General features: G+C 40.1%; 26 protein-coding genes. 13 read left to right on the forward strand and 13 right to left on the reverse strand.

The genetic code is table 11. The features are described from left to right. Together B5G52_RS07080 and B5G52_RS07085 are read right to left on the reverse strand one after the other, a co-directional pair. Window positions 1–504: dienelactone hydrolase family protein (locus B5G52_RS07080; RefSeq protein ID WP_176372520.1), on the reverse strand; the 504-nt coding region annotated here is incomplete at its 3' end. A 143-nt stretch (window positions 505–647) separates the two neighbouring features. After that, window positions 648–866 carry a hypothetical protein gene (locus B5G52_RS07085; RefSeq protein ID WP_087531962.1) on the reverse strand — a complete coding sequence of 73 codons (219 nt, stop codon included), beginning with the start codon at window positions 864–866 and terminating at the stop codon, window positions 648–650. A gap of 123 nt (window positions 867–989) precedes the next feature. Here B5G52_RS07085 and B5G52_RS07090 point away from each other — a divergent pair, with 123 nt between their 5' ends. Beyond that, window positions 990–1,850 carry a PA4780 family RIO1-like protein kinase gene (locus B5G52_RS07090; protein WP_087531963.1) on the forward strand — a complete coding sequence of 287 codons (861 nt, stop codon included), beginning with the start codon at window positions 990–992 and terminating at the stop codon, window positions 1,848–1,850. Window position 1,851: 1 nt separating this feature from the next. Here the strand turns inward: B5G52_RS07090 and B5G52_RS07095 are convergent, their stop codons facing one another. Continuing rightward, on the reverse strand, window positions 1,852–3,078 hold the full coding sequence (locus B5G52_RS07095) for a TMEM143 family protein (protein WP_087531964.1): 1,227 nt from the start codon (window positions 3,076–3,078) through the stop codon (window positions 1,852–1,854). A 297-nt stretch (window positions 3,079–3,375) separates the two neighbouring features. Between B5G52_RS07095 and B5G52_RS07100 the strand changes: the two genes are divergently transcribed. Genes B5G52_RS07100 through B5G52_RS07110 form a run of 3 tightly spaced genes read left to right on the forward strand, consistent with a single transcriptional unit; the run spans window position 3,376 to window position 6,352 of the window. Beyond that, on the forward strand, window positions 3,376–4,740 hold the full coding sequence (locus B5G52_RS07100) for a murein L,D-transpeptidase (RefSeq protein WP_087531965.1): 1,365 nt from the start codon (window positions 3,376–3,378) through the stop codon (window positions 4,738–4,740). Window positions 4,741–4,756: 16 nt separating this feature from the next. Next, window positions 4,757–5,752, forward strand: coding sequence for a D-Ala-D-Ala carboxypeptidase family metallohydrolase (locus B5G52_RS07105; protein WP_087531966.1), 996 nt, complete (start codon window positions 4,757–4,759; stop codon window positions 5,750–5,752). Window positions 5,753–5,770: 18 nt separating this feature from the next. Then, window positions 5,771–6,352 carry a YqaA family protein gene (locus B5G52_RS07110; protein ID WP_087532119.1) on the forward strand — a complete coding sequence of 194 codons (582 nt, stop codon included), beginning with the start codon at window positions 5,771–5,773 and terminating at the stop codon, window positions 6,350–6,352. Window positions 6,353–6,354: 2 nt separating this feature from the next. Here the strand turns inward: B5G52_RS07110 and B5G52_RS07115 are convergent, their stop codons facing one another. The 7 genes from B5G52_RS07115 to B5G52_RS07145 form a co-directional block, all read right to left on the reverse strand. Beyond that, complete coding sequence (locus tag B5G52_RS07115) at window positions 6,355–7,452, reverse strand: hypothetical protein (RefSeq protein ID WP_254911160.1); 1,098 nt, start codon at window positions 7,450–7,452, stop codon at window positions 6,355–6,357. A gap of 115 nt (window positions 7,453–7,567) precedes the next feature. Next, on the reverse strand, window positions 7,568–8,041 hold the full coding sequence (locus B5G52_RS07120; protein WP_087531968.1) for a hypothetical protein: 474 nt from the start codon (window positions 8,039–8,041) through the stop codon (window positions 7,568–7,570). After that, a complete protein-coding gene (locus tag B5G52_RS07125; RefSeq protein WP_087531969.1) occupies window positions 8,041–9,183 on the reverse strand; it encodes a PepSY domain-containing protein in 1,143 nt (380 codons plus the stop codon). The genes B5G52_RS07120 and B5G52_RS07125 overlap by 1 nt, the downstream gene beginning before the upstream one ends. 125 nt (window positions 9,184–9,308) lie before the next feature. Further along, the gene (locus B5G52_RS07130; RefSeq protein WP_087531970.1) at window positions 9,309–10,133 is read right to left on the reverse strand and encodes a mechanosensitive ion channel family protein; all 825 of its coding nucleotides are present in this window, start codon (window positions 10,131–10,133) and stop codon (window positions 9,309–9,311) included. Between the two features lie 49 nt (window positions 10,134–10,182). Beyond that, window positions 10,183–10,890 carry an LrgB family protein gene (locus B5G52_RS07135; protein WP_087531971.1) on the reverse strand — a complete coding sequence of 236 codons (708 nt, stop codon included), beginning with the start codon at window positions 10,888–10,890 and terminating at the stop codon, window positions 10,183–10,185. Beyond that, window positions 10,883–11,269, reverse strand: a complete 387-nt coding sequence (locus B5G52_RS07140) for a CidA/LrgA family protein (protein ID WP_087531972.1) — start codon at window positions 11,267–11,269, stop codon at window positions 10,883–10,885. Before B5G52_RS07140 ends, B5G52_RS07135 begins: the two co-directional genes overlap by 8 nt. Before the next feature lie 77 nt (window positions 11,270–11,346). Continuing rightward, a complete protein-coding gene (locus tag B5G52_RS07145; RefSeq protein ID WP_087531973.1) occupies window positions 11,347–12,138 on the reverse strand; it encodes a crotonase/enoyl-CoA hydratase family protein in 792 nt (263 codons plus the stop codon). A gap of 254 nt (window positions 12,139–12,392) precedes the next feature. Here B5G52_RS07145 and B5G52_RS07150 point away from each other — a divergent pair, with 254 nt between their 5' ends. The 5 genes from B5G52_RS07150 to B5G52_RS07170 all read left to right on the forward strand — a co-directional run bounded on the left by B5G52_RS07150 (window position 12,393) and on the right by B5G52_RS07170 (window position 18,496). Beyond that, the gene (locus B5G52_RS07150) at window positions 12,393–13,598 is read left to right on the forward strand and encodes an efflux RND transporter periplasmic adaptor subunit (protein ID WP_254911161.1); all 1,206 of its coding nucleotides are present in this window, start codon (window positions 12,393–12,395) and stop codon (window positions 13,596–13,598) included. Between the two features lie 11 nt (window positions 13,599–13,609). Further along, on the forward strand, window positions 13,610–16,726 hold the full coding sequence (locus tag B5G52_RS07155) for an efflux RND transporter permease subunit (protein ID WP_087531974.1): 3,117 nt from the start codon (window positions 13,610–13,612) through the stop codon (window positions 16,724–16,726). A gap of 106 nt (window positions 16,727–16,832) precedes the next feature. Further along, a complete protein-coding gene (locus B5G52_RS07160) occupies window positions 16,833–17,153 on the forward strand; it encodes an HI1450 family dsDNA-mimic protein (protein WP_087531975.1) in 321 nt (106 codons plus the stop codon). Window positions 17,154–17,212: 59 nt separating this feature from the next. Next, window positions 17,213–18,028 (forward strand): DUF481 domain-containing protein, encoded by an 816-nt coding sequence (locus B5G52_RS07165; RefSeq protein WP_087531976.1) that lies wholly within the window; start codon window positions 17,213–17,215, stop codon window positions 18,026–18,028. Window positions 18,029–18,046: 18 nt separating this feature from the next. Beyond that, entirely contained in the window at window positions 18,047–18,496 is a 450-nt protein-coding gene (locus B5G52_RS07170; RefSeq protein WP_087531977.1) for a hypothetical protein, read from the forward strand. A gap of 51 nt (window positions 18,497–18,547) precedes the next feature. Here B5G52_RS07170 and B5G52_RS07175 read toward each other — a convergent pair whose 3' ends face one another. Beyond that, on the reverse strand, window positions 18,548–19,033 hold the full coding sequence (locus B5G52_RS07175) for a peptidylprolyl isomerase (RefSeq protein WP_087531978.1): 486 nt from the start codon (window positions 19,031–19,033) through the stop codon (window positions 18,548–18,550). Window positions 19,034–19,045: 12 nt separating this feature from the next. Then, a complete protein-coding gene (ygfZ, locus tag B5G52_RS07180) occupies window positions 19,046–19,957 on the reverse strand; it encodes a tRNA-modifying protein YgfZ (RefSeq protein WP_087531979.1) in 912 nt (303 codons plus the stop codon). A gap of 174 nt (window positions 19,958–20,131) precedes the next feature. Here ygfZ and B5G52_RS07185 point away from each other — a divergent pair, with 174 nt between their 5' ends. Beyond that, the gene (locus B5G52_RS07185) at window positions 20,132–20,383 is read left to right on the forward strand and encodes a succinate dehydrogenase assembly factor 2 (protein ID WP_087531980.1); all 252 of its coding nucleotides are present in this window, start codon (window positions 20,132–20,134) and stop codon (window positions 20,381–20,383) included. 7 nt (window positions 20,384–20,390) lie between these two features. Continuing rightward, the gene (locus tag B5G52_RS07190) at window positions 20,391–20,780 is read left to right on the forward strand and encodes a hypothetical protein (RefSeq protein ID WP_087531981.1); all 390 of its coding nucleotides are present in this window, start codon (window positions 20,391–20,393) and stop codon (window positions 20,778–20,780) included. Here the strand turns inward: B5G52_RS07190 and nadB are convergent. Then, window positions 20,770–22,380 (reverse strand): L-aspartate oxidase, encoded by a 1,611-nt coding sequence (nadB, locus tag B5G52_RS07195; RefSeq protein WP_087531982.1) that lies wholly within the window; start codon window positions 22,378–22,380, stop codon window positions 20,770–20,772. The two genes, B5G52_RS07190 and nadB, sit on opposite strands and share 11 nt — an antisense overlap. Before the next feature lie 267 nt (window positions 22,381–22,647). Here nadB and rpoE point away from each other — a divergent pair, with 267 nt between their 5' ends. Beyond that, a complete protein-coding gene (gene rpoE / locus B5G52_RS07200) occupies window positions 22,648–23,229 on the forward strand; it encodes an RNA polymerase sigma factor RpoE (RefSeq protein WP_087531983.1) in 582 nt (193 codons plus the stop codon). Window position 23,230: 1 nt separating this feature from the next. After that, window positions 23,231–23,836 carry a sigma-E factor negative regulatory protein gene (locus B5G52_RS07205; RefSeq protein ID WP_087531984.1) on the forward strand — a complete coding sequence of 202 codons (606 nt, stop codon included), beginning with the start codon at window positions 23,231–23,233 and terminating at the stop codon, window positions 23,834–23,836. Window positions 23,837–23,840 lie beyond the last annotated feature (4 nt).

Genomic DNA, 23,840 nt, shown 5'->3' on the forward strand with positions numbered 1-23,840 from the left:
GCAGAAGGGCTTGCCCCGGGGATGTTTATTTTTTTCTCTGTCCATAGTGCGTTGCATCGCTCTACCTTCATCATCATTACCAGGGTAACCACCTAGCGGATGCAAGGCATCCGGTGCAAAAGCGATAAAGCCAGCTTTTGCTAAACGACGAGCAACGTCTTTAACATAAGGGTTTAATCCGCGGTTTTCATGAATCACTAATACAACAGGAAGTTCACCACTTTGATTCGTTGGTACGACTAAATAACCTTGTCCTTTACTATGGCCTTTTGGTGAGTCAAAGGTTTGATACGTTGCTTTGATATCATCATCATTAAAAGAGACTTGTTCTGCGAGAGCGTAATTTGGAAGCAAAGCTGAAGTTAGCACCGCCATTGAATACCCCAGAGCGGCTAAGCCACCGAGTTTTTTCATAAACGTTCGCCTATCCATCATGCCATGGGCATATTCATCATACCAATCAAAGGCTTCTTGAGGGATATGACTCGTTTTTGGCTTATTCATGTTCACTCCTTAAAGTTATGTAGCGCAGTCAATAACAAAATTATTTAGTACTGCCACTAACATAGCTGAGCTAATACAAAAAGTATATTAATCTGTTGCAAGCATAGAAATAATCGCCGTCAGTATTAATGAATCATATACTTTTAGTTAACTTCTTCACCTAGGTGCTTAGCGGCTAAGTCATCAAGCTCAGAACATGTATAATCAAACCCAGTGCCATCAAATTGGTAACTTACTTTTACATCTAACCCGCCATTGAGTAGGGTTGTTTTTACTTTCGCAACATGCCAGTCTTTAAGCTCATTTAAAAAGCGATTGGCGATTTGTCCTGACTGAAAACGATAACGTATCTCTGAGTTCATAATTACTCTCACAGTTGGAAATTTTTACCACGCAGTTTGTGCATTTAGCTTAATTAGTCAAGTTTTTTATAATATTATCAATAGAGCATTTCATCTATAAGCTAAGTACGGTATAAGGGCGGTATGAAAACACCTAAACAAATTTTACCGTTAATCGAAGACGGTATAGTTGATGAAGTCATCAGCCAATTAATGAGTGGTAAAGAAGCCTCAGTCTACGTTGTACGTTGTGGGGAGGCTATTCGCTGCGCCAAAGTTTATAAAGACGTGCAACATAGAAGCTTTAAGCAAGCAGCTAAATACCAAGAAGGCCGAAAAGTGCGCAATAGCCGTCGTGGTCGAGCGATGGAAAAAGGCTCTAAGTTTGGTCGTAAAGAGCAAGAAAACGTGTGGCAGAATGCCGAGGTAGATGCGTTATTTACTTTATCAAAAGCGGGCGTAAAAGTGCCGCAACCTTATGGCTGTTATGATGGAGTCCTAATCATGGATCTGGTAACAGACGATGAGGGTGATATTGCTCCACGTTTAAACGATGTCAGCATGACCGAAGAGCAAGCGATTGAAGATCATGCCACTATGGTGCACTACATTCGACTGATGCTATGTGCAGGCATTGTTCATGGTGACTTATCAGAGTTTAATGTGCTGGTGGATAGTTATGGTCCTGTGATTATTGATTTACCTCAGGCGGTTAATGCCGCAGCTAATAATAATGCGCAAGCTATGTTTTTACGAGATGTACGTAACATGCGCCAATACTATGGTCAGTTTGCCCCCGATATTTTAGCTACTCGTTTTGGTGAAGAAATGTGGGCGTTATACCAAGCGGGTGAATTAACACCACAAGTAACTTTGTATGGCGATCCTGAAGAAGATAACACCACTGCAAATGTTGACTCTGTGCTTGATGAAATAAAAGCTGCTTTTGAGCAGATGCAAGAAAATCAAGAGCGAATAAAGGCAGCGCAAGCACCTGATGAGTAAATTAGCTAAATTTAAATAGGTCGTCCCATTGTTTATCAAGGCTCGCTTTAGCTTGGTGCAAAGGGATGGCAGTAAAAATCTCATTTTGTTTGTTAACTAACTGCATTTTAGTTAGTTTTTGCAGCGCATCGTTGATTTCAAAATCGAGCAAACAGTGATGTTGTTGCTCAAACCAAGCCTCAATTTTTTCATCTAGTTGTGTTGGGCTCAGACCCTTAGGTGAGTTGAGTAAAAAGGTATATGCAAGTAGAGCTTCTTTAACGTCTTCTTCTTGTGCAGAGTCAACTAATGTATGAAAAACGCCGGCGTTATTATCTAAATTTTTAAAATATAAATTATCGGAAAGTGCTTTCATAAAGCGAATTTTTCGGTTTTTAAATTTACTCCATTCTTTAAATATAAATCCACCAAAAACCCCCATGCCAATTGCAAAAGTAATAAAATGTTGTTGGCCCATATGAACTTCTTCGCTGCGCCAACCAAGCCAAAAAGAGAGTAGTGCAGCTAGTAATACAATTGAAGCCCCTAATTTAGTTACCAGTACCACAGCACCACCAACCAATGCTGAAGAGGCGATAACAGCCTTATCGATGGGGCGCATTTTTACTTCACTGTTTGGAAAGAGCATTTCTAAATCGGCTTTTGGTACATTCTGGAATAACTTTACAATGGTAGAGTTTGGCTCATATCCTAGTGGTTGTTTATTTTTAGCGGCAAAGTAATCAGCATCTTTAAAGCGAATAAATACGGCTACTCGGTCGTAATTAGTAAACTGCAGAGGTTTTTTTCTTATTCCCCACCATGATGTTAAAACTTCGGTTTTTTGTGATTCACCCCGTCGATAGAAAACGACTTCTGCAAAATCATCGAACTCGACGGCCAAGCGTACTTTAAATAATGACTCTTCATTGAGAGCATCTTGTAAATCATCTTGTGTGATTTTTTCGTAATTAGCCGCATTGAGTATTTGCGCAAACCCTTTGGCAAACTCGCTTTGATGTGCAGCTTTTTGTTCTGCTGTTAGCTGTTTAATTTTTCGAGTGTCGCTGTTTGGATCAAAAGGCGCATAGTGATATTTAAGGGATTCAAGGTGAGTATAGTATTGATGATGAATTAAACTCGATAATAGGTGACTAAATTGCTTAAACGATTCAGGCTCAGGGAGTAATTGAGCACATAAATTAATAACATCGTATTTTGTAAAAGGGATAAATCTATCGTAAGGCATATTATTTTTTTCACCTATTTATCTATCTTGCGATAGTAAGAAATTCTGCAACAGAATGCGACCTAAATTTAGGGTGAGCACCTTGGCAGATTTACACATAAGAGTATCGACTTTACATTTTATATTAAACATACAATCCAGAGTTAGCTGTTAATTTTTAATGTAAGTTTATGATATTAAATATTTTAAATTCTATTCTTGTTACTGGCACCTGTATTGCAACTTGTTGTGTACGTAATAGCTCTTAAAGGATTTATTTTGAGCTTGGCATATCAATTAATGTGATAGGTGAATGTAATGAGGTTAATCAGGCAAGATAAAAGTAGTAGCTCAACTTTATTAACAGCAAAGAAAGCACTTGTTCAAGGCGCTGTATTTGCAAGTTGCATTGTTGGCTTTAATGCATCTTTGTTGTCTGCTAAAACATCGGCGGGTATAACACAAGGGCACAGTTCACAGCATGCGGCTAGTTTATTTGAACCTGTCTATTTAGATCCTAATTCCACACAGCTTATTGAGAAAATGAAGAATGTGATTAGCTGGCATCGTGAGCTGGTTAATCAAGGGGGCTGGCAAAATTTAAGTCTTGATGAAGTTCTTGAGTTTGGCAGTAAAGGACCCGCGGTTGCAGCGTTAGCAAATAGATTAATACAAGGTGGAGATCTGACTCACACTAGCTGTATTGGCTATTCAATACTTAGTCAGGCTAAAGCGATAGAGCCCTGTGTGTTTGATTTAAATATTGAGCAAGCCGTGAAAAGTTTTCAGCAACGTCATGGATTATCAGTCGATGGGGTTGTAGGTAAAAAGACCCTGCGCGAATTAAACATACCAGCGAAAAAACGTTACGCGCAACTATTACTTAACTTCCAACGCATGACTCAGTTTTCGGGGTTAACGAACGAAGAATATGTATTGGTGAATATTCCCGAGTTTAAACTTCGTTACATAAACAAAGGTAACGTCATTTTAAAAAACCGTGTCGTTGTAGGTAAACCGAGTTGGAAAACTCCCGCATTTAGTGACCAAATAGAAAAGTTTGTTGTTAATCCAACTTGGCGCATACCGCTTTCAATTGCAACAAGGGAAATCGCACCTAAAGTTGCTGATGATCCTGATTATTTAGCGAAGAAAAATATTGAAATCAGAGAGAACAGCTATATTGATAAAAATATAATTCCCGCTGATAAGATAGATTGGGATGAGATCGCGCCATACCAGTTTAAGCACTTTTTAGTAAAACGTGCAGGCAAAGATAATCCTCTAGGGGAGATAAAGTACTTATTTCCGAATGTGAATGCCATCTATATTCACGACACGCCGGCCAAAAATTGGTTCAAACAAACTAAGCGTGCGGCTTCACATGGCTGTATTCGTATGGAGCAACCCTTTTCCTTAGCTAAGGCGATTATTGAAAAGCAAGGGTTAGATGTTTTTAATGATGTAAATCAAGCGAGAGATTCAGATCAAACACGCACATTTCATTTGAAAAAGCCGGTGCCAATCCACTTAGTTTATTGGACTGCGTGGGTTGATGAAACAGATACCGTTAATTTTAGAACTGATGTTTATAACAGAGACAAGAACTTACACTTGCTTGAGTCGCAAGAACCAATGATTGCGGCTAATTACTCGGTGGATCAACGTGCAGTCACGCCTTAGTATAGTTGGAGGAGTTATGAAGTATTTTTATGTATTCACCTGGCTATGCTTCGGGTTTTTACTGCCGAATTATGTGATTGCGCAAGCTAAAAGTAATCATGAGGCGGTTGTTATTAAAAATACAGATGCCTTACCTGATGCAGAATTTAGCCTAAAAATAAACGACATTGTTGTGCCTTATAGTGTGTTTTCAGTATTTGTATTACCAAGCGAAAATGTAGAATTTGAAGTGCTTTATTCTCAATCACAAAAGGGCTATGTGTTAAAGCAAGTAGATAAACAACTCAAGGCAACATCAACGAATCGTTGGGTATGGCAAGCCCCTAACAAGCCAGGCTATTATCAGTTGGTCATAGAATCGAGAGACGGCCAGCAGCAGATGCAAATTAATGCGTTTGTTAAAGTACCATCAGAGCAAGTGGAAGGCGGGAAACTAAAATATTTTCATATTGGTCACTACCCCAATGAGACTGAGCTTGAAGGTAAAGATCACTATATTGTACCTGATGGCTACATAGAGGTAACACAACAAAATCAGAATGTTCTTGTGTCACCATATTTCAGGTTAAAAGAATTTATAAGTAAACAGCGAAGCAAGTTTCCTAAGTATTTGTATTTGCAAGGGGCATTGTTACTCAAATTAGAAAAGATAAGGAAAGAACTGGAACTTGAAGGGCATCCTGTGGCAAATATGGTTGTCATGAGCGGATACCGTACGCCTTATTACAATAAAGCAATTGGAAACGTAAAATTCAGCCGACACGTATTTGGTGATGCCGCAGACATATTTGTTGATAATGATGGTAATTACCGAATGGACGATCTTAATCGTGATGGTAAATTAACCATAGCGGACGCTGATGTGATGGCGAGCATCGTAGAGTCTTTAAACAAACGGGATTCTTTTAAAGGCTTAATAGGCGGGCTCGGTGTATACGGACCAAAGTCGCACCGCGGTGCATTTATACACATAGATACGCGTGGATTTAAGGCGCGTTGGCGCAACCCCTGATCATCGATAAGGATGGACATGTCGTTAACAAAAAATGTGAAACAAAAAACACGCAACTTTATAGATTCCAAGCATATGCTAAGTGGCATTACGGTGGCTTCTTTTTTAGAGTCAACCATAGTGCCTATTCCACTTGAAGCGGTAATGGTGCCACTTATGCAGGCTCGAAGAGAAAAGTTATGGCTTATTGCGTTAATGGCCACGATCGGCTGTATTATTGGGGCGGTTTTTGGCTATGCAATGGGTTATTATTTATTTGATTTGATAGGTGACTGGGTTATTAATTCTTTTTCATCTATTGAGCAGTTTGAAACGGTCAAGCAAAAAATGCAGGAGCAAGGGTTTTGGTTTGTTATGACCTTAGGCATAGTGCCTATCCCCTTTCAAATTGCCATGCTTGCTGCGGGAGCGACAAAGTACTCGCTAGCTTTGTTCCTTTTAGCGACGACCATTGCACGCTCGATACGTTATTTTGGTTTGGCTTTAGTGGTTTATTATGCGGGTGATAAAGCTGAAAAAGTAATTAAAAAGCACAAAACCAAAGCGTTAATTGGCATAACCGCAGTGGTGTTAATTGCATGGTGGTTAAGTACTTTGTAAGGCTATTGTTTATTTGGTAGTTGCTTGTTCATATAGCTAGGTTCTATTGAGCGCTGCCAAATAGCTTTAAAAGCTTTGTTAAATATATATAAAAATAGTAGTGGCATTAAAATGAGTTTCACAACTAGCAGAGATAAAAGATTGATAAAATCGATAAAGAGCGCCTCTAGTGACGCAACCATTTCAGTAATACCCGATGTTACCGCATCAGCTACTTTACTCACCATATTTCCTGTATTGCCTGTTAATTGATCATTATATAGCTGAACCTGTTGTTGTAATTGTTCTGTTTTAGCATGTAATGCCGCAAGCTGATTATTCAGTTTGGCTTGCTGTTGTTTTAAATCTTGTTGTTGCTTAATAAGTGGCTTAGCCTGTTCAAGTTGTGTCATTGTCAGCTTTTGTGTCAAGCTACGGTTAGCTTGAATTGCATCGATATCAGTCGTAAGTTGTTTTAATTGTTGTTGGTTATTTTTAACAATTTTGTTTAATTGGCGTTGCTCAGTACTGAGCATTGTTAGCTCATCTAAAGTTGTTTGTTTTTGGCTTGTAATTTGCGAACGCATATTTGCGGATAATGCTGAGGTGGCATTTGCCTGTTCCGTTAGATTGTTGACGGTTTGACTGACTGCTTTACTTTGCGTATCAATTTCGTCATCCAAAAACACTTGGCTTGCAAACCCTGTGGTAATTACCACAAGCGGTATTAAAAAGCGGATCAATACTAAGCTTGCTAACACGTTCGTGCTTAGTTTTTTTAAGTAACCAAAGTAATCACACACAACATAGCACGCAACACTTAAGGTAAATAGGGCACTAAAAAGTACTCCCGAGGCAATGCTAAATAAAATCCGCTGTATAAATAAAGAGCCTAAAGCTAGACGCATCGCATCTGACATATATTCAGCTAAATCATTCACAGGGTCGAGCAATTGCGCAGGTTGAATACTGGCTATACCTATGCCGACTTCAGCGGATTGTAATAGCGATATAATGGCATTTACAGAGCGAGATGAGGCATACAGAATGCCTGACTGTAATAATGCTTGATCAATGAAGTCGAGAATAAAGTGCTGAAAATGAGGTAACCAAGCTAGCAAAACTAAGCTACTTAGAAATATATACTTAATGACTTGGTGCGAAGTAAAGGGCAAGCTAACCTCTAATAAATAGCTAGGTATTATTCACTATAAAGCGAACAACACCTATTGCCAATTATTTATCACCAATGAGCTGCTGCGGAATGTCCCAACTGTGTTGGAGTAATTCATTCTGCCAAGTTTGAATGGTTACCCAAAGTTTATCATTTTGGCCAATAGTGACAGGTGCAATTGCATGAGCGTGCTGGCCGTGATCCGTGCCATGCATTATGCCTTCGTCACTTTTAGCAAACTCACTCAATGGGAGTGGTGCAGGGCCAATATTTAAGTACGCTTGGCGGATATTGCTAATGTCACCTTGGTTAAATGCTAGATAAAAGTCTTTCACATACTCGTTGTGATGAGAATATGGCTGTTCCATATTCAGTGGCATAGGAGCTATTTTATATTCCCCCATGGCGTGTTCTTGCCATAAATCAGGGAAGGTTGGGTTCAAAGCTTGGTAAATAAACACACAAGGCAGTATTAAAACCAGGGCATTGAGTAAGTATTTTTTTTGTTGCCACCAAGTGCTTTTTAAACGCGCCATTAGTTTGCCTCCGCAGTATTGCTGATGGTTGCTGAGCGAGGCTTTTTAGCTTTAACCAGTTTTTTTGAGTACATCATAAAACCTGTAATTGACATGCCACTTAAAATAACACCAAAAATAAACCAAATTATCTTCGTCCAAATACCGCCGATCGTGCCGTAATGTAGAGGGTCTGCAATGTGAGATAATGTTTGTAAAGTGGTCATTGTTTCAGGATTCTTGCTTGTGGCTATCTCACCTGACCATGGATTTACCGAGGTAGAATATGAGTAACCATCGTAAAAAATGGTATCACCCGCACCCATGATGTTGTACATACCGCGATTGTGTTCAGGCAGCATGATATAAGTAGGAGTAAAATCGCCAAATTTATTTTTAGTCAAGGCAACAGCACTATCTAAACTAATAGGTTGAGTGTTCTTAGAGCTGGGTAATTGAGCTTCGCTTATTAAAGGTGCATGCTCTTCAATATCAATTTCGTTATGCCACATAATTGATTGAGCCAAGTACCAAAGCCCAGTTAAACTCATGATTGCCATAAACCAAATGGACCACACACCACTGACCGTGTGCAAATCTTTTAATAAAGTTTTACGACCTTGATTGAAGCGAATTTTAGGTTGGACAAAGGCGCGCCAAAAGCTTTTGTAAATAATTAAGCCGGTGATCAATGCCCCTAGAATAACGATTGCCATAGCACTAACAAGGTAATAGCCAACGCTGTAACCTTCTTGCCAAGGGAAATATAGCCACCCATGCAAGGTGCGCATAAACTCAATAAAAGAAGTGGTTTGGTTTATTGCTTGTACTTCACCTGTGTATTGGTTTACGTAAGCTGTGGCGTAGGGTTTATCTGTATCAGTAAAAATAAGTGCATTTACTAAATAAGGTTCATAGCTCACAACACTCATTACATCAGCTGTGGGGTGCTGAGCTCTTAAGTTGTCGATAAGTGTTTGTTTAGATTTCTCTGGCAAGTTGTTAGGATTGCTAGCGCGTGCCTCAGAGTTTGTAAGCCAGGTTAACTCATGACTGATCACCGAAATTGTACCAGTTATACAAATAAAACAAAATAAAACCCAAATAGGCAGTGAAAACCAGCCATGTAACTGAAACCAAAATCGCTGGCTTATTTTTGCCATGTTAACCCCTGATGTTAATAATAAGAATTCTCAATGTATTTTACGATTGTACTATTAAAGATATAAGGAACTCAATTAGCTTAGCCAAATGTTCCTTATACAGGGGGGGGATTTGTTTTAAATACCTATTCTTTATTAAAAGTAACCACTCGCTGAGGAAATGGGATTTCAATATCTGCGCCTTGGATTGCGTTATAAACACCACCGTTAACAGCGAGCTTAGTTTCAATAATTTTAGTTGTCGGTACCCAATAGCGATAACTAATCGTCACGCCACTATCTGCAAAACGCTCTATACCGACTTGTGAATGAGGGTCATCGGCGACGAGTGCATGTTCTTTTAACACGCCTTCTATTAAGCCTATTGCTTGCTCCGCACTGGCGTTATAGGCAATATCTATTTCACCTTTTACCAGTGAGTAGCTAAATGAGTTATGTAATATTTCACCGACGATGTGTTTGTTTGGAATGGTAATTTCTACTTTTTCTTCGTTGATAAGTACCGTATGGCCAAGCTCAATGGTTTTTACTTGGCCACTGACGTTCTTAACTTCGATAGTGTCGCCAACAATAAAGGGGCGCGTAGCAATAATCGCAAGGCCAGCGCCATAATTTGACAGCATTCCTTGTAATGCTAAACCTGCACCTAGCGAAGCAGCACCAATTGCTGCAACAAACGGGGTAACACTAATGCCAATTTTACCCAGTGCGATAATTATAAACATGATGATTAATAGAACTTTGACAACGTTACTGACAAAGTTAGTGAGTGTGACATCGATGTTATTGCGGGACATGATCCCTGCAACCACCTTTGACAGCTTTTGCGCTATCCACAGCCCAAATATTAATATCAGTAGTGCACCAACAAGCTGCATACTGTACTTAACTAAATACTCACTAATCATTGTGTAATATTTTTCGACTTGTTCTATTTCTGTGCTGATCATCCAAAATCCATGAAGTGATAATTAAAAACGTTGTAACCAAGTGTGTTTATCATAACAGAGCTTGATACAAAAATGGATAAAGCCAAGGCACTATAAGTGCAGTTAAAAGGGCGCTTAATGCCATTGCTACTGATGCATAGGCACCAGCTGATACATTTTCGTTTAACACAGCGGCTGTGCCAATTGCATGGCAGGCTGTGCCAATTGCGACACCTTGCGCTTGGTGATTAGATATACCAATAAAGCGCAAAAATAACACGCCAAATAAAGCACCTAATACACCAATAAAAATTACCATTGCCGCTGCTAAAGAGGGCACCCCGCCTAAAGAATCAGTAACCAGCAAGGTGATAGGCGTTGTAACCGACAGAGCTGCTACTGAAGCGGCCAGTGCTTTTGGAGCAGCAAAAAACAAAGCTAGAACGGTGCCTACAAAGGTTGCATTTATAATCCCTGCGGTACAACTGAGCAAAATTAAAAGCGCATTTTTACGAACATGTACAAACTGTTGGTATAAAGGAACTGCAAGCGCAACAATTGCAGGCTCTAACAACCAGCTGAGTATTTGAGTATGTTGATAGAACGGCTTATAAGGCAACTTAAACAGCAGTAATAAAGCAGCTACAATTGTAATTGCCAGAAATACAGGGTTTGTCAGTGATTTTATAATCGAGTTACCGCTCAAGCTATTTAGCCGCTTAAGTATAATGAATAAGCCAACCACCATAAAAGAGCTTAACCACCAATAATTAATCATGCTGCGCACGACCTTTGTAATAACCAATTATGTGGCTTATCAATAATAGGCTTGTTAACGGGATGAGAATTAAAGTTGCTGTAATAAATTGCCAGTATTGCTGTATTAACCCTAAGTGTTCAATAAATCCAACCCCAGCGGGGATGAAGAACAATGGCATAAAACTTAATAGAGGTGATGCAAAGGGGATAACTTGGGCCTCTTTTATTATGCCTGACAAGAGCAAAGTAACTAAAAGTAGCATACCTAGTATGGGAGCTGGAAAGCTGCCGCCAATAAAGTGCATAGTCAACTTAGCTATTAGCAAGCAGCCCAAAATAATGCCACAACTGACTACAAGCTGGGAGCTTGTTTGCAAGAATAACTTTAACTTTGTCATAGTAGGCTCTGTAATAATTTAAGATTTTATAACACTAAAATTAATCATATTTGGTGACTTTTTAATATGTGACATATTTACCAGCGTTTTGGGTCTGAGTATTCAATGCTCTCGTCACCTTTTGCTCTAGCAATTGCTTTTTTTGTATTTTTATTGAGTAATAGTCGAATTTGGCTAAACGTTTCTTTCGCCAGAATTTTTCGTCTAGGAGTCGCGTAACTTTGCTGAGTAACACGTTTAATTGCTGCTAATGTGTCAGGTGAACGGGTCATTAAGGTATCAATCATAGCTAAACACGCTTTAAGCGGCTCGTTGCTTACCTGTGTTATTAACCCTAGTTGCTTGGCAGTCTTTGCATCAATTGCGGATGCGTGACTGGCGAGCCATTGCGCTTTATCTTTTTGCATTAAACTAGGCAGCACAACGTTCGCTCCCATGTCTGGGCATAAGCCCCAGCGCGCTTCCATAATCGCTAACTTAGCATCTTCATGTACAATTCTATAATCTGCACCTAAAGCTATTTGTAGACCACCACCGAAACAGTTACCTTGAATTACAGCAAATACAGGGATACTTAAAGACTGCCAACCTAACACAACTTGCTGAGCTAAATTACAGTTACCTGGCAACCACTTGAATAACAAGCTAATAATATTCATTGGGTTTTTCATCACAGCCGCAACATCAAGGCCAGCACAAAAATTAGCACCTTCGCCTTGGATAATAACTGCGCGAATAGAGCTATCTTTTTTAATTTGTTTAATCACTGATGCCAGCTGTTTAAACATAATGAAGTTGAGTGCGTTTTGTTTTTCTTCGCGGGTAAAAGTTACGAAAGCGATGTGTTGTTGTTTTTCAAGCTTTACCATGTTAACTGCTCTGACCTGTTTTAACTTAGCTTACGAATTAAAAAGAATGATGTAAAGCGATGCTTTTTAATTTTAAAAATATACACCTATTTGTAAACCTGACCTACAAAAGGTTACAAAGTGGTGTATATTTTTATCTGAACTAATAGCTATCTCAGAGCTCAATACTAGCCGGACAAACAAGTTATGCGTTTTGATGTAACTAACAATAATCATAAAAGGTAGTTTTTAAAAAGCTATCAAGGAGAAAAACCATGCTTAAACGGTTTACGCCAAGCATTTTAGCAAGTTATATGTCGTTAGCTGTCAAAGGTGCCTTAGGAATGGCATTTATTGTATCGTTAGCAGGTTGCTCTGATGAAAATGCAGCAAAACAAGTTGCTCCCGCGCCTGCTGTTTCTGTATTTAATGTGGTTTTTCAAGATGTTGGTGACTACCGGGAGTTTGTAGCGCGAACAGAAGCACACCAAGAAGTTAAAATAAGAGCTCGTGTTGAAGGTGAGCTGATAGAACGTCACTTTAATGAAGGCTCTTATGTAGAAAAAGGCCAGTTACTACTTCGTATTGACCCCTCAGAGTATAAATCTTCAGTGGCTGAGATTGAAGCTGATATTAAAAGTAAAATGGCAGGTGAGAATGGAGCGCAGCGTGATTTAAAACGAGGCAAAGAAGTTGCTGCACAAGGGTTTATCTCGCAATCTGATCTCGATAAATTAACAACTAATTATGAGCAAGCCGCTGCTGCAGTTAAGTCTGCCCAAGCGAGTTTAGAAAAGGCTAAACTAAATTTAAGTTATACAGAAATTCGCGCACCATTTGCCGGGCGTATTGGTAAAGTAAATTACGATGTAGGCAATATCGTAGGACCAAGCTCTAGTGAATTGGCAGAACTAACAGACGTTGACCCTATTTATGTAAACTTTCAAGTCGAAGAGGCTGATTACATAAGTTACCGGCAAAAACACCAAGATAGTGTGAATGACCCACAAAATGTGCCGATTGATTTATCACTGCGATTACCAAATAACACTAATTTTGCCGCAAAAGGGCAGTTAGATTTTGCCGATACGAAAATAGATAGAAGTACGGGTACGGTAGAGTTACGTGCAACTTTCGCAAATGAGAAAAGTATTGTTATGCCAGGATTGTTTGTAACTTTAATAGTAGAAAGTAAAAATAAGCAAGAACATGCACTGATCCCACAAGCCGCGGTACAAGAAAACCAACAAGGTAAATTCGTATTGGTGGTTGGAGACGATAATAAAGTTGCTACACGTATTGTAACTTTAGGTCGACGTATTAACGCTATGTGGGTTGTTGAATCTGGCTTAAAAGAGGGTGAAAAGGTCATCGTTGAAGGGTTACAGAAAGTACGACAAGGAGTTGAAGTAAAGCCAGTTGAGAAAATGGTTGATCACGTCACCGGTACTATCTCAAGTAAAACAGACCCAGCGAGTTAATAGGAGCGTATATGATAAGTAAAACGTTTATCGCGCGACCTAAATTTGCTTTAGTGATCTCTATAGTCATTACCTTAGCTGGTTTGATTTCAATGGGTTTGCTTCCAGTAAATATGTATCCAGAAATAACCCCGCCGCAAGTACAAATAACGGCTGTTTACCCTGGAGCGAGTGCGCAAATAGTTGAAGAGTCAGTGATTCGGCCCATTGAAGAGCAAGTCAATGGGGTTGAAGACATGATGTATATAGAATCGAGTTCCACTAATAATGGTACAGCCAACATTACGGTGTACTTTAAAGTCGGGACTGATACAGATATTGCACAAGTTAATGTGCAAAATCGGGTTGCGCTTGCTGAGCCTGGGTTGCCCTCAGAAGTCACGCGACAAGGAGTCTCGGTTAAGAAAAAATCCAGCTCTATGTTATTGGGTATTAACCTTTACTCTAATCAAGAAAATATTGATGCAATCTTTTTAAGTAACTACGCTACAAATTATATAACAGAGCCTCTTGGTCGTATTGAAGGTGTCGCGTCAGCTGAAGTGATGGGTGAACAAACTTATTCAATGAGGTTGTGGCTTCGTCCAGATAAAATGGCATCTTTGGGCCTTAGCGTGACTGAAGTGCAAGCTGCGCTGCAAGAACAAAATACCATTGTTGCTGCAGGTAAATTAGGTGCTGCGCCTTCGCTACCGAGTCAACAATTCGAATATTCAATACAAGCTAAAGGGCGTTTAAAAACCCCCGCAGAATTTGGCCAAACAATTATTCGCGCTAACCAAGGCGGTAATTTTGTGCGTTTAAATGATATTGCGCGAATAGAGCTAGGTTCGGCCGATTACAGTATAGCGGCTAAATTGAACCAACAAGATACCGCATTTGTGGTTATTTACCAGCTAACGGATGCAAACGCTACGCAAGTTGCCACAGATGTAAAAGCAACAATGGCAGAGCTTGCTAAACAACTTCCTGACGGCGTTGAGTATTCTATACCTTATGATACCACTGAGTTCATTAACCGCTCGATTGAAGAGGTGGTGGTTACCTTATTTCAAGCCGTAGGCTTGGTGGTGTTAGTTGTGTTTTTATTTTTACAAAACTGGCGAGCCACGCTTATTCCTACCATTGCAATTCCAGTTTCTTTAGTTGGTACTTTTGCTTTTATGATGGCTATGAACTACTCAATAAACCTAATAACTCTGTTTGGCTTAGTACTGGCAATAGGTATTGTGGTAGATGACGCAATTATTGTTATAGAAAACGTTGAGCGGATCTTAAAAGAAGATAAGCTACCTATCAAAGAAGCTGTAACCAAAGCGATGGAGCAAGTAACTGGGCCAATTATTGCTACAACACTAGTGTTGTTAGCTGTATTTGTTCCTGTTGGCTTTATGCCTGGTATTACTGGGGAGTTGTATAAACAGTTTTCGGTGACAATTTCATTCGCAGTGCTTATTTCTTCAGTAAATGCGTTAACACTCAGCCCCGCATTGTGTGCTTTGTTATTAAATGAAAAAGCCATGAAACCGATAAAGTGGCTTGCTCCAATTGAACGAGGCATTACTCAATCTACCTCAATTTATAGCAAAGTCATTCATTTTATCCTTAAGCGTGCTGGGCGAATGAGTTTATTTGCGATCATCATATTTGTTGCAGCCGGATGGCTTGCGAAAAGTGTTCCGACAGGGTTTGTACCAGCAGAGGATCAGGGTTTTGTATTTGTTGATGTTCAATTACCTGATGCCGCGGCGTCAGGACGCACGCAAGATGTGATGAAAAAAATAGGCGATATAGTTAAGAACGAGCCCTCTGCGACCGACTTTATTGCCGTGTCTGGTTTTTCTTTAATTGGCGGTGCAGGGTCAAATAACGCTTTAGGTATTGTTATTTTAAAAGACTGGGAAGAGCGCACAACAGCAGAGCTAGGGCTCAAAGCAACGATAGGTCGTCTTATGGGGCAAATGTGGGCGATGCCAGATGCGCAAGTAATGGTGTTTAATCCGCCGCCAATCCCAGGGCTTGGCACAAGTTCGGGGTTTGAATTTAGGTTACAGGACAGTGAAGGACGGGATCCGACTGAGTTGGCTCAAGTGCTTAATGGCTTGGTGTATGAAGCAAATCAACATCCGAGCTTAAGCAATGTATACAGTACATTTCGTGCCAATGTTCCTCAGTACTTCTTAGAAATTGATCGTAATAAAGCCAAAGCTCAAGGTGTTGCTCTAAGCGATATATTTATTACCCTGCAAGCTCAATTGGGCTCTTTATACATTAATGATTTTAATCAGTTTAGTCGCACATATAAGGTTATTATGCAGGCTGAAAGTGAGTTTCGTAAAGACCCAGCTGATTTGCAGCACTATTTTGTGCGTAATGATCAGGGTGACATGGTGCCGTTAACGACCCTTGCTAAACTTGAGCCGATCCTTGGGCCTACCACATTAAACCACTTTAACTTATACCGTAGTGCCAGTATTAGTGGTCAGGCTGCGACTGGGTTTTCAAGTGGTGACGCTATTGCCGCTATGCAAGAGCTTGCAGGGCAACTACCTAGCGGTTATACATTTGAATGGGCAGGCCAATCTAAGCAGGAAATAGAAGCAGGTAATATGGCGCCATTACTATTTGGCTTAGCGGTTTTATTTGTCTATTTATTTTTAGTTGCACAATATGAAAGTTGGACCATTCCATTTTCTGTTATTGCGGCAATACCGCTTGCGATGTTTGGCGCAATGCTTGCTTTATATGTGATTGGTATTGAAAACAATATTTATGCTCAGGTTGGCTTAGTATTATTAATAGGCATGTCGACTAAAACAGCTATTCTGATAGTTGAGTTTGCCATGGAAGAGCGAGCTGCTGGGAAAAGTATTTTTGAGGCAGCATCAAGCGCAGCTAAAATGCGATTTCGTGCAGTACTAATGACTGCATTCTCTTTCGTCTTAGGTGTGTTGCCGTTAGTGTTTGCAACAGGCGCGGGGGCTGGCAGTAGGGTGTCATTAGGTGTCACAGTGCTTGCAGGTATGCTAGCAGCTACTATTTTGGGTACTTTACTAGTGCCGTTATTTTATAGCTTAGTGCAGACTATGCGTGAAAAAATTAAAGTTACAACTAGTCCTGAATCGTAAAATTGAGTTTTGCTAAAAAAAGTCAGGGAAACCTGACTTTTTTTTGGCATAATTTTGTTGAGGTTTGATACTATAGCAACCATAAAGTCGATAAAGAGTAATGGCAATGACAGGACCACGTTTATATAGCGAAGAAGAAGTGACGCATCAAGCGTACGATATTTTTTTAGAGTTAGCGCCAGATAATTTAACCGATCAAGATGTTGAAGACTTTAATATGCACAGGGAAAACCTCGGCTTTATTGAAGAAGGTGAACCAGACGAACAGTGGCAAGACTTCGTTGCATTAGAAATAGAGCCAGAACATTTTTTACAGGTGTTAGTTGGTCTTGAATTTGAGAATCAAGACATTTTATTTGCTAAAATTTTAATCAGTCGCGATAAAGATGCGCCGTTTTGTCATATTTTGTGGAAAGATAGCGAATAAACAATGAATTATTTTGGTGAATTAGCTAGCAATAGCGTTTATGTATTAGCGAGTAAACAGTGAATCGTTTTTTACTGTTTTTTTGTTTATTTGTGAGCTTTAAAATTTGGGCAGTTGATCCGTTTGAAGACTTTCATGAATATGGCCAGCTTTCTGAAGAAGAAATACATAAAATACATCAGGGTGAAATGCTGTATGGTGATACAGAGTTTGGTTTTATTGTAAGTCGCGGCAATACAAGCTCTACCAGTTTTAAGCTCAGAGGTAATTTGTACCAAGACTTAGAGAGTTGGCGAAACCAATTCAAAATAGACACGTTGTACAAGCGTGATCGTAATGATACTACTGGTGATGATGAAGTTTCGGCTAATCGTATATTTATATCGGCGCAAGGAAACTATAAAGTAGGTGTTAAAAACGCCTCTTTCTTTGTCTACGGTGATTATGAAAATGATGAGTTTAGTGGCTTAGAATTTAAAAGCACAATTGCAACCGGTTATGGTAATCGCTTGTACCAAGGTGTAAAAAACCAAGTGGATTTTGATATAGGGCCTGGTTTATACCGCTCTGTTGCTGATGACGAAACAGAGTTGGCAACAGATGAAGATGCTACCAAAACCGGTTATTTATTACGAGTTGCGTTGCAGTGGGAGCGTACAGTTTCAAAGCGTACCCGATTCAATCAAGATGTGAGTATTGAGCAATCATTGTCTGGCTTAAACTCACGCCTTAAGTCTGAGACATCGTTGATCAGTCAAGTTATGGGGGCTGTGTCATTAAAGTTTGCCTACCTATATCGATATAATTCAAAGCCAGAAGATGACAAGCTTAAGTATGACTCTGAGCTTAGTGCTACTTTTGTATATAGTTTTTAACCCCTTATAGAGATTTTTATGTATCAACATAAGCAGTATGCTTTATTTATTTTTGCGATACTAGCGTGGATTGGCAGCTTCGTTGGCCTTGCATGGTATTTAATTGGCGCAGATATGCCATTAATGGTATTTGCTGGGATACTTGTTTTAGTGGGTTTTATTTTCCACGGTCTAACCATTAAAGTTGATAGTGAGACTATTGGTTGGGGCTTTGGTCCGGGTTTATTTGGTCAAACGTTAATGCTTGCAGATATTGTAGAAGCAAAAGCTGTGGAAAATTCATTTCGCCATGGTATTGGCTTACGGATCACTCATGATGGCTGGGTTTATACTGTGTCCGGGTTTAGTGCGGTTCAGCTAACGATGAAAGATGGTAGCCAGTATCGCTTAGGTACTAATGATCAAGCGGGGTTACTTAGCGCGCTCGAAGGTAAAATTTTTCCGTCAGAAGCAGTTGAAACAGCTTAGGAATTACCCATAAAAAAAGCGCCGAGGCGCTTTTTTTATGGGTAATTGTGATTAATGCTCGTGACCACAGCCACCTTCACCATGTACATGGCCATGAGCAAGCTCATCAGCCGTTGCGTCACGCACTTCGAGGATTTCGACGTCAAAGTTTAACGTAATACCTGCAAGTGGGTTGTTACCATCTACGATGACTTCTTCATCTTGAATATCGATGATCATAACTGATTGGTCGCCGTCATCTGTTGTTGCACGAAATTGCATACCAACCTCAATTTCCATACCTTCAAACATAGATTTAGGCACTGCTTGCATTAATTCATCATGACGTTCGCCATAGCCGTTTTCAGGCTCAACAGTAACACTAAGTGTATCACCTGCTTGCTTGCCCTGTAGCGCATCTTCTAGGCCTTGGATTAAGTACCCAGTACCAACGATAAAAATGAGTGGCTCGCCATCAAATGAATTATCGATAGAGTTATTTTCATTATCCGTTACTGAATAATGCATTTTTACCACTTTGTTTGTTGCAATGAGCATAGTCATTCCTATTTATTCGTCTTCTAGAGAGTAGGGTAGAGGCTGGATTGTGAGCTCTACCTGCGGTTCATGTTTTACACGCAGTGATTGACTAGGTTCACTGTCGTTTGGCAACACAACAAGGCCATAAAAAGTATTCGTGTGTTTATTGTAGGCTTGGCTAATTAATTTTCCAGCACGACGCCAGTTCTCCCCTACTTGGGTTTCTAAATCAAGCTCAGCAAAGGTACCTTCACTTGGGCCTGATACAATAAACATGGCGCGTTTGTTCTTGCCAAGGTATTTCATGCGGGCTACGGTTTCTTGCCCGGTGTAACAGCCTTTACGAAAGCTAATGCCACCTATCGCTTGTAGGTTAACCATTTGCGGCACATATTCACCAATCGCTGCTCGGTTAAGCGCTGGCTCACCAGCTAAAATTGCATGCTGTTGCCATAACGCATCATCGTCTAGACAAGTAATGTCTTGCGATAGAGAAAAGTCACTGTCTACCATTAATAAAATACGATTGTCTGCTAATTTAAGTGCTTTACCAGCGCTAAAGTCACATGCCGTTGCGTCTGGTGCAAACTCTATTGCTAATTCATTTTGCACTTGCGTTAAGTCATCGCCAAGTAAACCAATGAGTTGTAAAGGTGATTGCTGGATTTCAACGTTTGAAAAAACCGCATATTTTTTCAATTCGCTTAAAGACTGCTCTACTTCGTGTGCTGTGGCTGCAAGATAGAAATTATCTTGATGAGAAAATAACTTAGCAACACTCCAAAGCTTACCCTTAGCATTACAGTGTCCAGCCCACAAAAAGTTATCTTGCTTGAGCAGGTTTAAGTCCTGGGTAATTTGGCCATGAAGGTAAGCGAGTTTATCAACCCCACTTATACTGATTAGCTTATGTGATAAAGGACATGCATATACAGTGGACATAAAAACCTTCTTTGCGAGAAATTGAGATGCTTATAATAACGTAGATGATGCTATGGGTATAGATGCAGCTAAATGATATGTCAGCGTATTGGAATTATTTAGTGAGTGTTATTTAAAGCTGTTTATTCAGAGGTAATTTGGTAAACTCAATAGCAACTAAGTACGAGGTAAAAAATGACTGAAATTCATAGTAAAGCACGTATTCGATGGGCTTGTCGCCGTGGTATGTTAGAACTTGATGTATTGTTTATGCCATTTGTTGAAGAAGCGTTTGATTCATTATCTGCACAACAACAAGCAGTATTTCAGCGTTTATTAGAAGCGGACGATCCTGATTTGTTTGCTTGGTTTATGGGCCATCAAGAATGTAAAGATCCAGAACTTAAGCAAATGGTGAACCTTATTTTAGACCGAGTTCGTGTATAGATTTACATTGACGAATAATAAAGCAGACCACGCCCCTTTAGTGGTCTGCTTTAGCCTGTTTGCATTTTTTTCTGCCGCCTTTCTTACAACACCCTTGGGGCAAATTGCCAGTGTTATTGTCACAGGCATTACTGGCTACATAACTTGGCTTTACTTTAAGCGTTTACACCCACTGCGTGGTACGATAATTTTAGATTTACCACATTGTCATTTTATAAATTTTGAGCAAGAAATTAAGGGCAAAATAAGTGCGAAAAGTCGAGCTTATCAACACTGTGTTTGGCTTTATATTGAAGGGTTTGCAGCTTCCCACTGGCTGGTGATTAATGCCAGTGGGGTCGATGAGCAAAACTTTATCAGGCTCAAACGCGCAATTATTGCTAGCTCTAAGCTTTAGCTGGGGTTAAAACTGTTGGCTTTGGGTCGCCACTTTGTTCGGGGTAGTCAATGGTATAGTGTAGACCGCGACTTTCTTTACGCTCCATCGCACTGCGTATGATTAATTCAGCTACTTGCACTAAGTTTCTTAACTCGAGTAAGTTATTGGTGACTCTAAAATTTGCATAATAATCATGAATTTCTTGTTGTAATAATTCAACGCGATGCAATGCCCGTTCCAAGCGTTTTGTTGATCTAACAATGCCTACATAATCCCACATAAATAGGCGCAACTCATGCCAGTTATGTGTTATCACCACTTCTTCGTCAGAATTCGTTACGCGGCTTTCATCCCATTGCGGTAAAGCTTGCTGAGGCGGGCTGCTAGCAAGTTTTGCAAGAATATCTTTTGCTGCGGCATGGGCAAATACAATACACTCTAGCAGTGAGTTACTTGCCATTCGGTTTGCACCATGTAAGCCAGTGTACGCTACTTCGCCAACGGCATATAAATTGGCTAAATCTGTTTTACCGTTAAAGTCGGTCATTACACCGCCACAGGTATAGTGCGCTGCGGGAACCACAGGGATCGGCTCTTTGGTGATATCTAAACCTACACTTAAACACTTTGCGTAAATGGTAGGGAAGTGTTCAATTATAAAGTCTTTCTCTTTATGGCTGATATCTAAATAAACACAATTTGCACCGAGGCGTTTCATTTCAAAGTCGATTGCGCGGGCTACAATATCGCGTGGGGCAAGCTCTTCACGTTCATCAAAATCTTTCATAAAGCGAGTACCATCAGGGCGTTTTAAATAAGCCCCTTCGCCTCGCATAGCTTCAGTGATTAAGAAGTTTTGTAGTTCAGGGTGGTATAAGCTCGTTGGATGAAATTGATTAAACTCCATGTTTGCAACTCTACAGCCTGCGCGCCATGCCATAGCGATACCATCACCACTAGATACATCAGGGTTTGACGTATATAAATACACCTTGCTGGCACCACCTGTTGCTAAAGCAACGAATTTAGCAGCAATAGTTTCAACACGTTTAGCACGTCGATTCCACATGTAAACGCCGTGAATGTGATCGCCCGCGTTACCTAACTTTTTATCTCCAATTAGGTCAATTGCATTATATTGTTCAAGCAAAGTAATTTTAGGGTGGGCTTGTACTTGGCTAATTAACGTCGTTTGTACTGCGCGACCAGTGGCATCCGCGGCATGTAAAATGCGACGGTGGCTATGTCCGCCTTCGCGGGTTAAATGAAAGCGTTCTTTGCCCTTGCTGTCAAACTCCATATCAAATGGCACGCCTTGTTCAATTAGCCATTTTAAGCAATCGGGGGCATTGCTTGCAGTGTAATGGACGACTTTTCGGTCGCATAAACCCCCACCGGCATCTAGTGTATCTTGTACATGAGACTCGATACTGTCGTTCTTTTTATCGAATACAGCAGCGATACCACCTTGTGCGTATAGCGTGGAACCTTCTTTTAACTCACCTTTACTAATTACAGTAACTTTACAATGATTTGCTAATGAAAGTGCCAGAGAAAGTCCGGCAGCGCCGCTGCCAATTATGACAACGTCAGTGGCGTGGTGTTTATTTTGGTTCATGTCCGTGGTCTTTGCGGTTACAATGCTCTAGGATACTAATTTAAGTAATTGGTACGAGCAATCAATATTATTGTGATAAGCGTATATGTATCATATTTTGACATGACACTATTAGTGATTTTCAACTTTTACGTATTTATTTATGCGCTATTTTATAAAAAAATAATATTAAATGAACTTTTCATTCATGCCTCAGTCAGAGTATTTGTAAACAATGGCTAAGATATGAATAACAAGTAATAACTAGATATAGGAGTACCGGCTCGAATGAGCGAGCAGGATTTAGATTTAGCGCTAGTAAAAAGGGTTCAACAAGGCGATAAAAATGCCTTTAACCTATTAGTAAAGAAGTATCAGAATAAAATAGCCGGTTTGATCTCTCGTTATGTTTCAAATCAGGGTGATATTGCTGATGTGGCACAAGAAGCTTTTATTAAAGCGTATCGTGCACTTCCGAACTTTCGTGGAGATAGCGCCTTTTATACTTGGTTATACCGTATCGCTGTTAATTGTGCTAAAAATTACTTAGTGGCTCAAGGCCGTAAACCGCCAGCAAATGATGTAGACGCTGATGAAGCTGAGTTTTATGACGGCGCGGATGCAATGCGTTCTAACGCATCACCTGAGAATTTATTATTAAGCGACGAAGTTCGCGCTGTAATATTTAACACGATTGATAGTTTGCCTGAAGATCTTAAAACCGCGATCACCTTACGAGAAATCGAGGGGATGAGCTATGAAGAAATAGCCGTGGTAATGGATTGCCCAGTCGGGACGGTGCGTTCACGTATATTCCGTGCCCGTGAAGCAATTGATAACAAATTAAACCCATTAATAGGCGAGTCTTAATATGACAAAAGCACACGTTAACAAGTTGGATAATCAAGACTTATCCGCATTACTTGACGGCGAACAACTCTTAACAAACGAAGAGCTTGCTGCGCAAGATACTAAAACCTTAGGGCGCTACGCGTTAATAGGTGATGTAATGCGTGCTGAGTCAGAAGACGCTTTTGTGCTCGATATTAGCGACAGTGTTGCTAAAGCATTAGAAAGTGAACCTGTTTATGCTGATTTTAACCAAAAGCAAGATGCACAAGTTGCTGCCACTGGCACTGACAATGTTGTTGCTTTTAATTGGCGTAAACCAGTTGCACAGCTTGCCATTGCAGCAAGTGTCGCTATGTTTGCAATTGTTGGGGTGCAAACGCTACCTCAAGGTGAGGACTCACCTGCTAATGAAATTCCAATACTGCAAAGTACACCGTTAACCGGGGTTGCTTCTCCAGTGAGCTATTCGTCAGAGCCAGCCCTTGAAAATGCAGAGCAGGGTTTACGTGAATTACAGCAGCAACGTATTGGTGCATTAGTTTTAGAGCATCAACGTCAAGCACGCGTTGCATATTCACTTGAAAAGGCTCACACTAAGGGGCAAGCTGAAGAGGAAAAAAACTAATTAA

The organism is Pseudoalteromonas sp. A601, assembly GCF_002165575.1.
Lineage (GTDB): Bacteria > Pseudomonadota > Gammaproteobacteria > Enterobacterales > Alteromonadaceae > Pseudoalteromonas.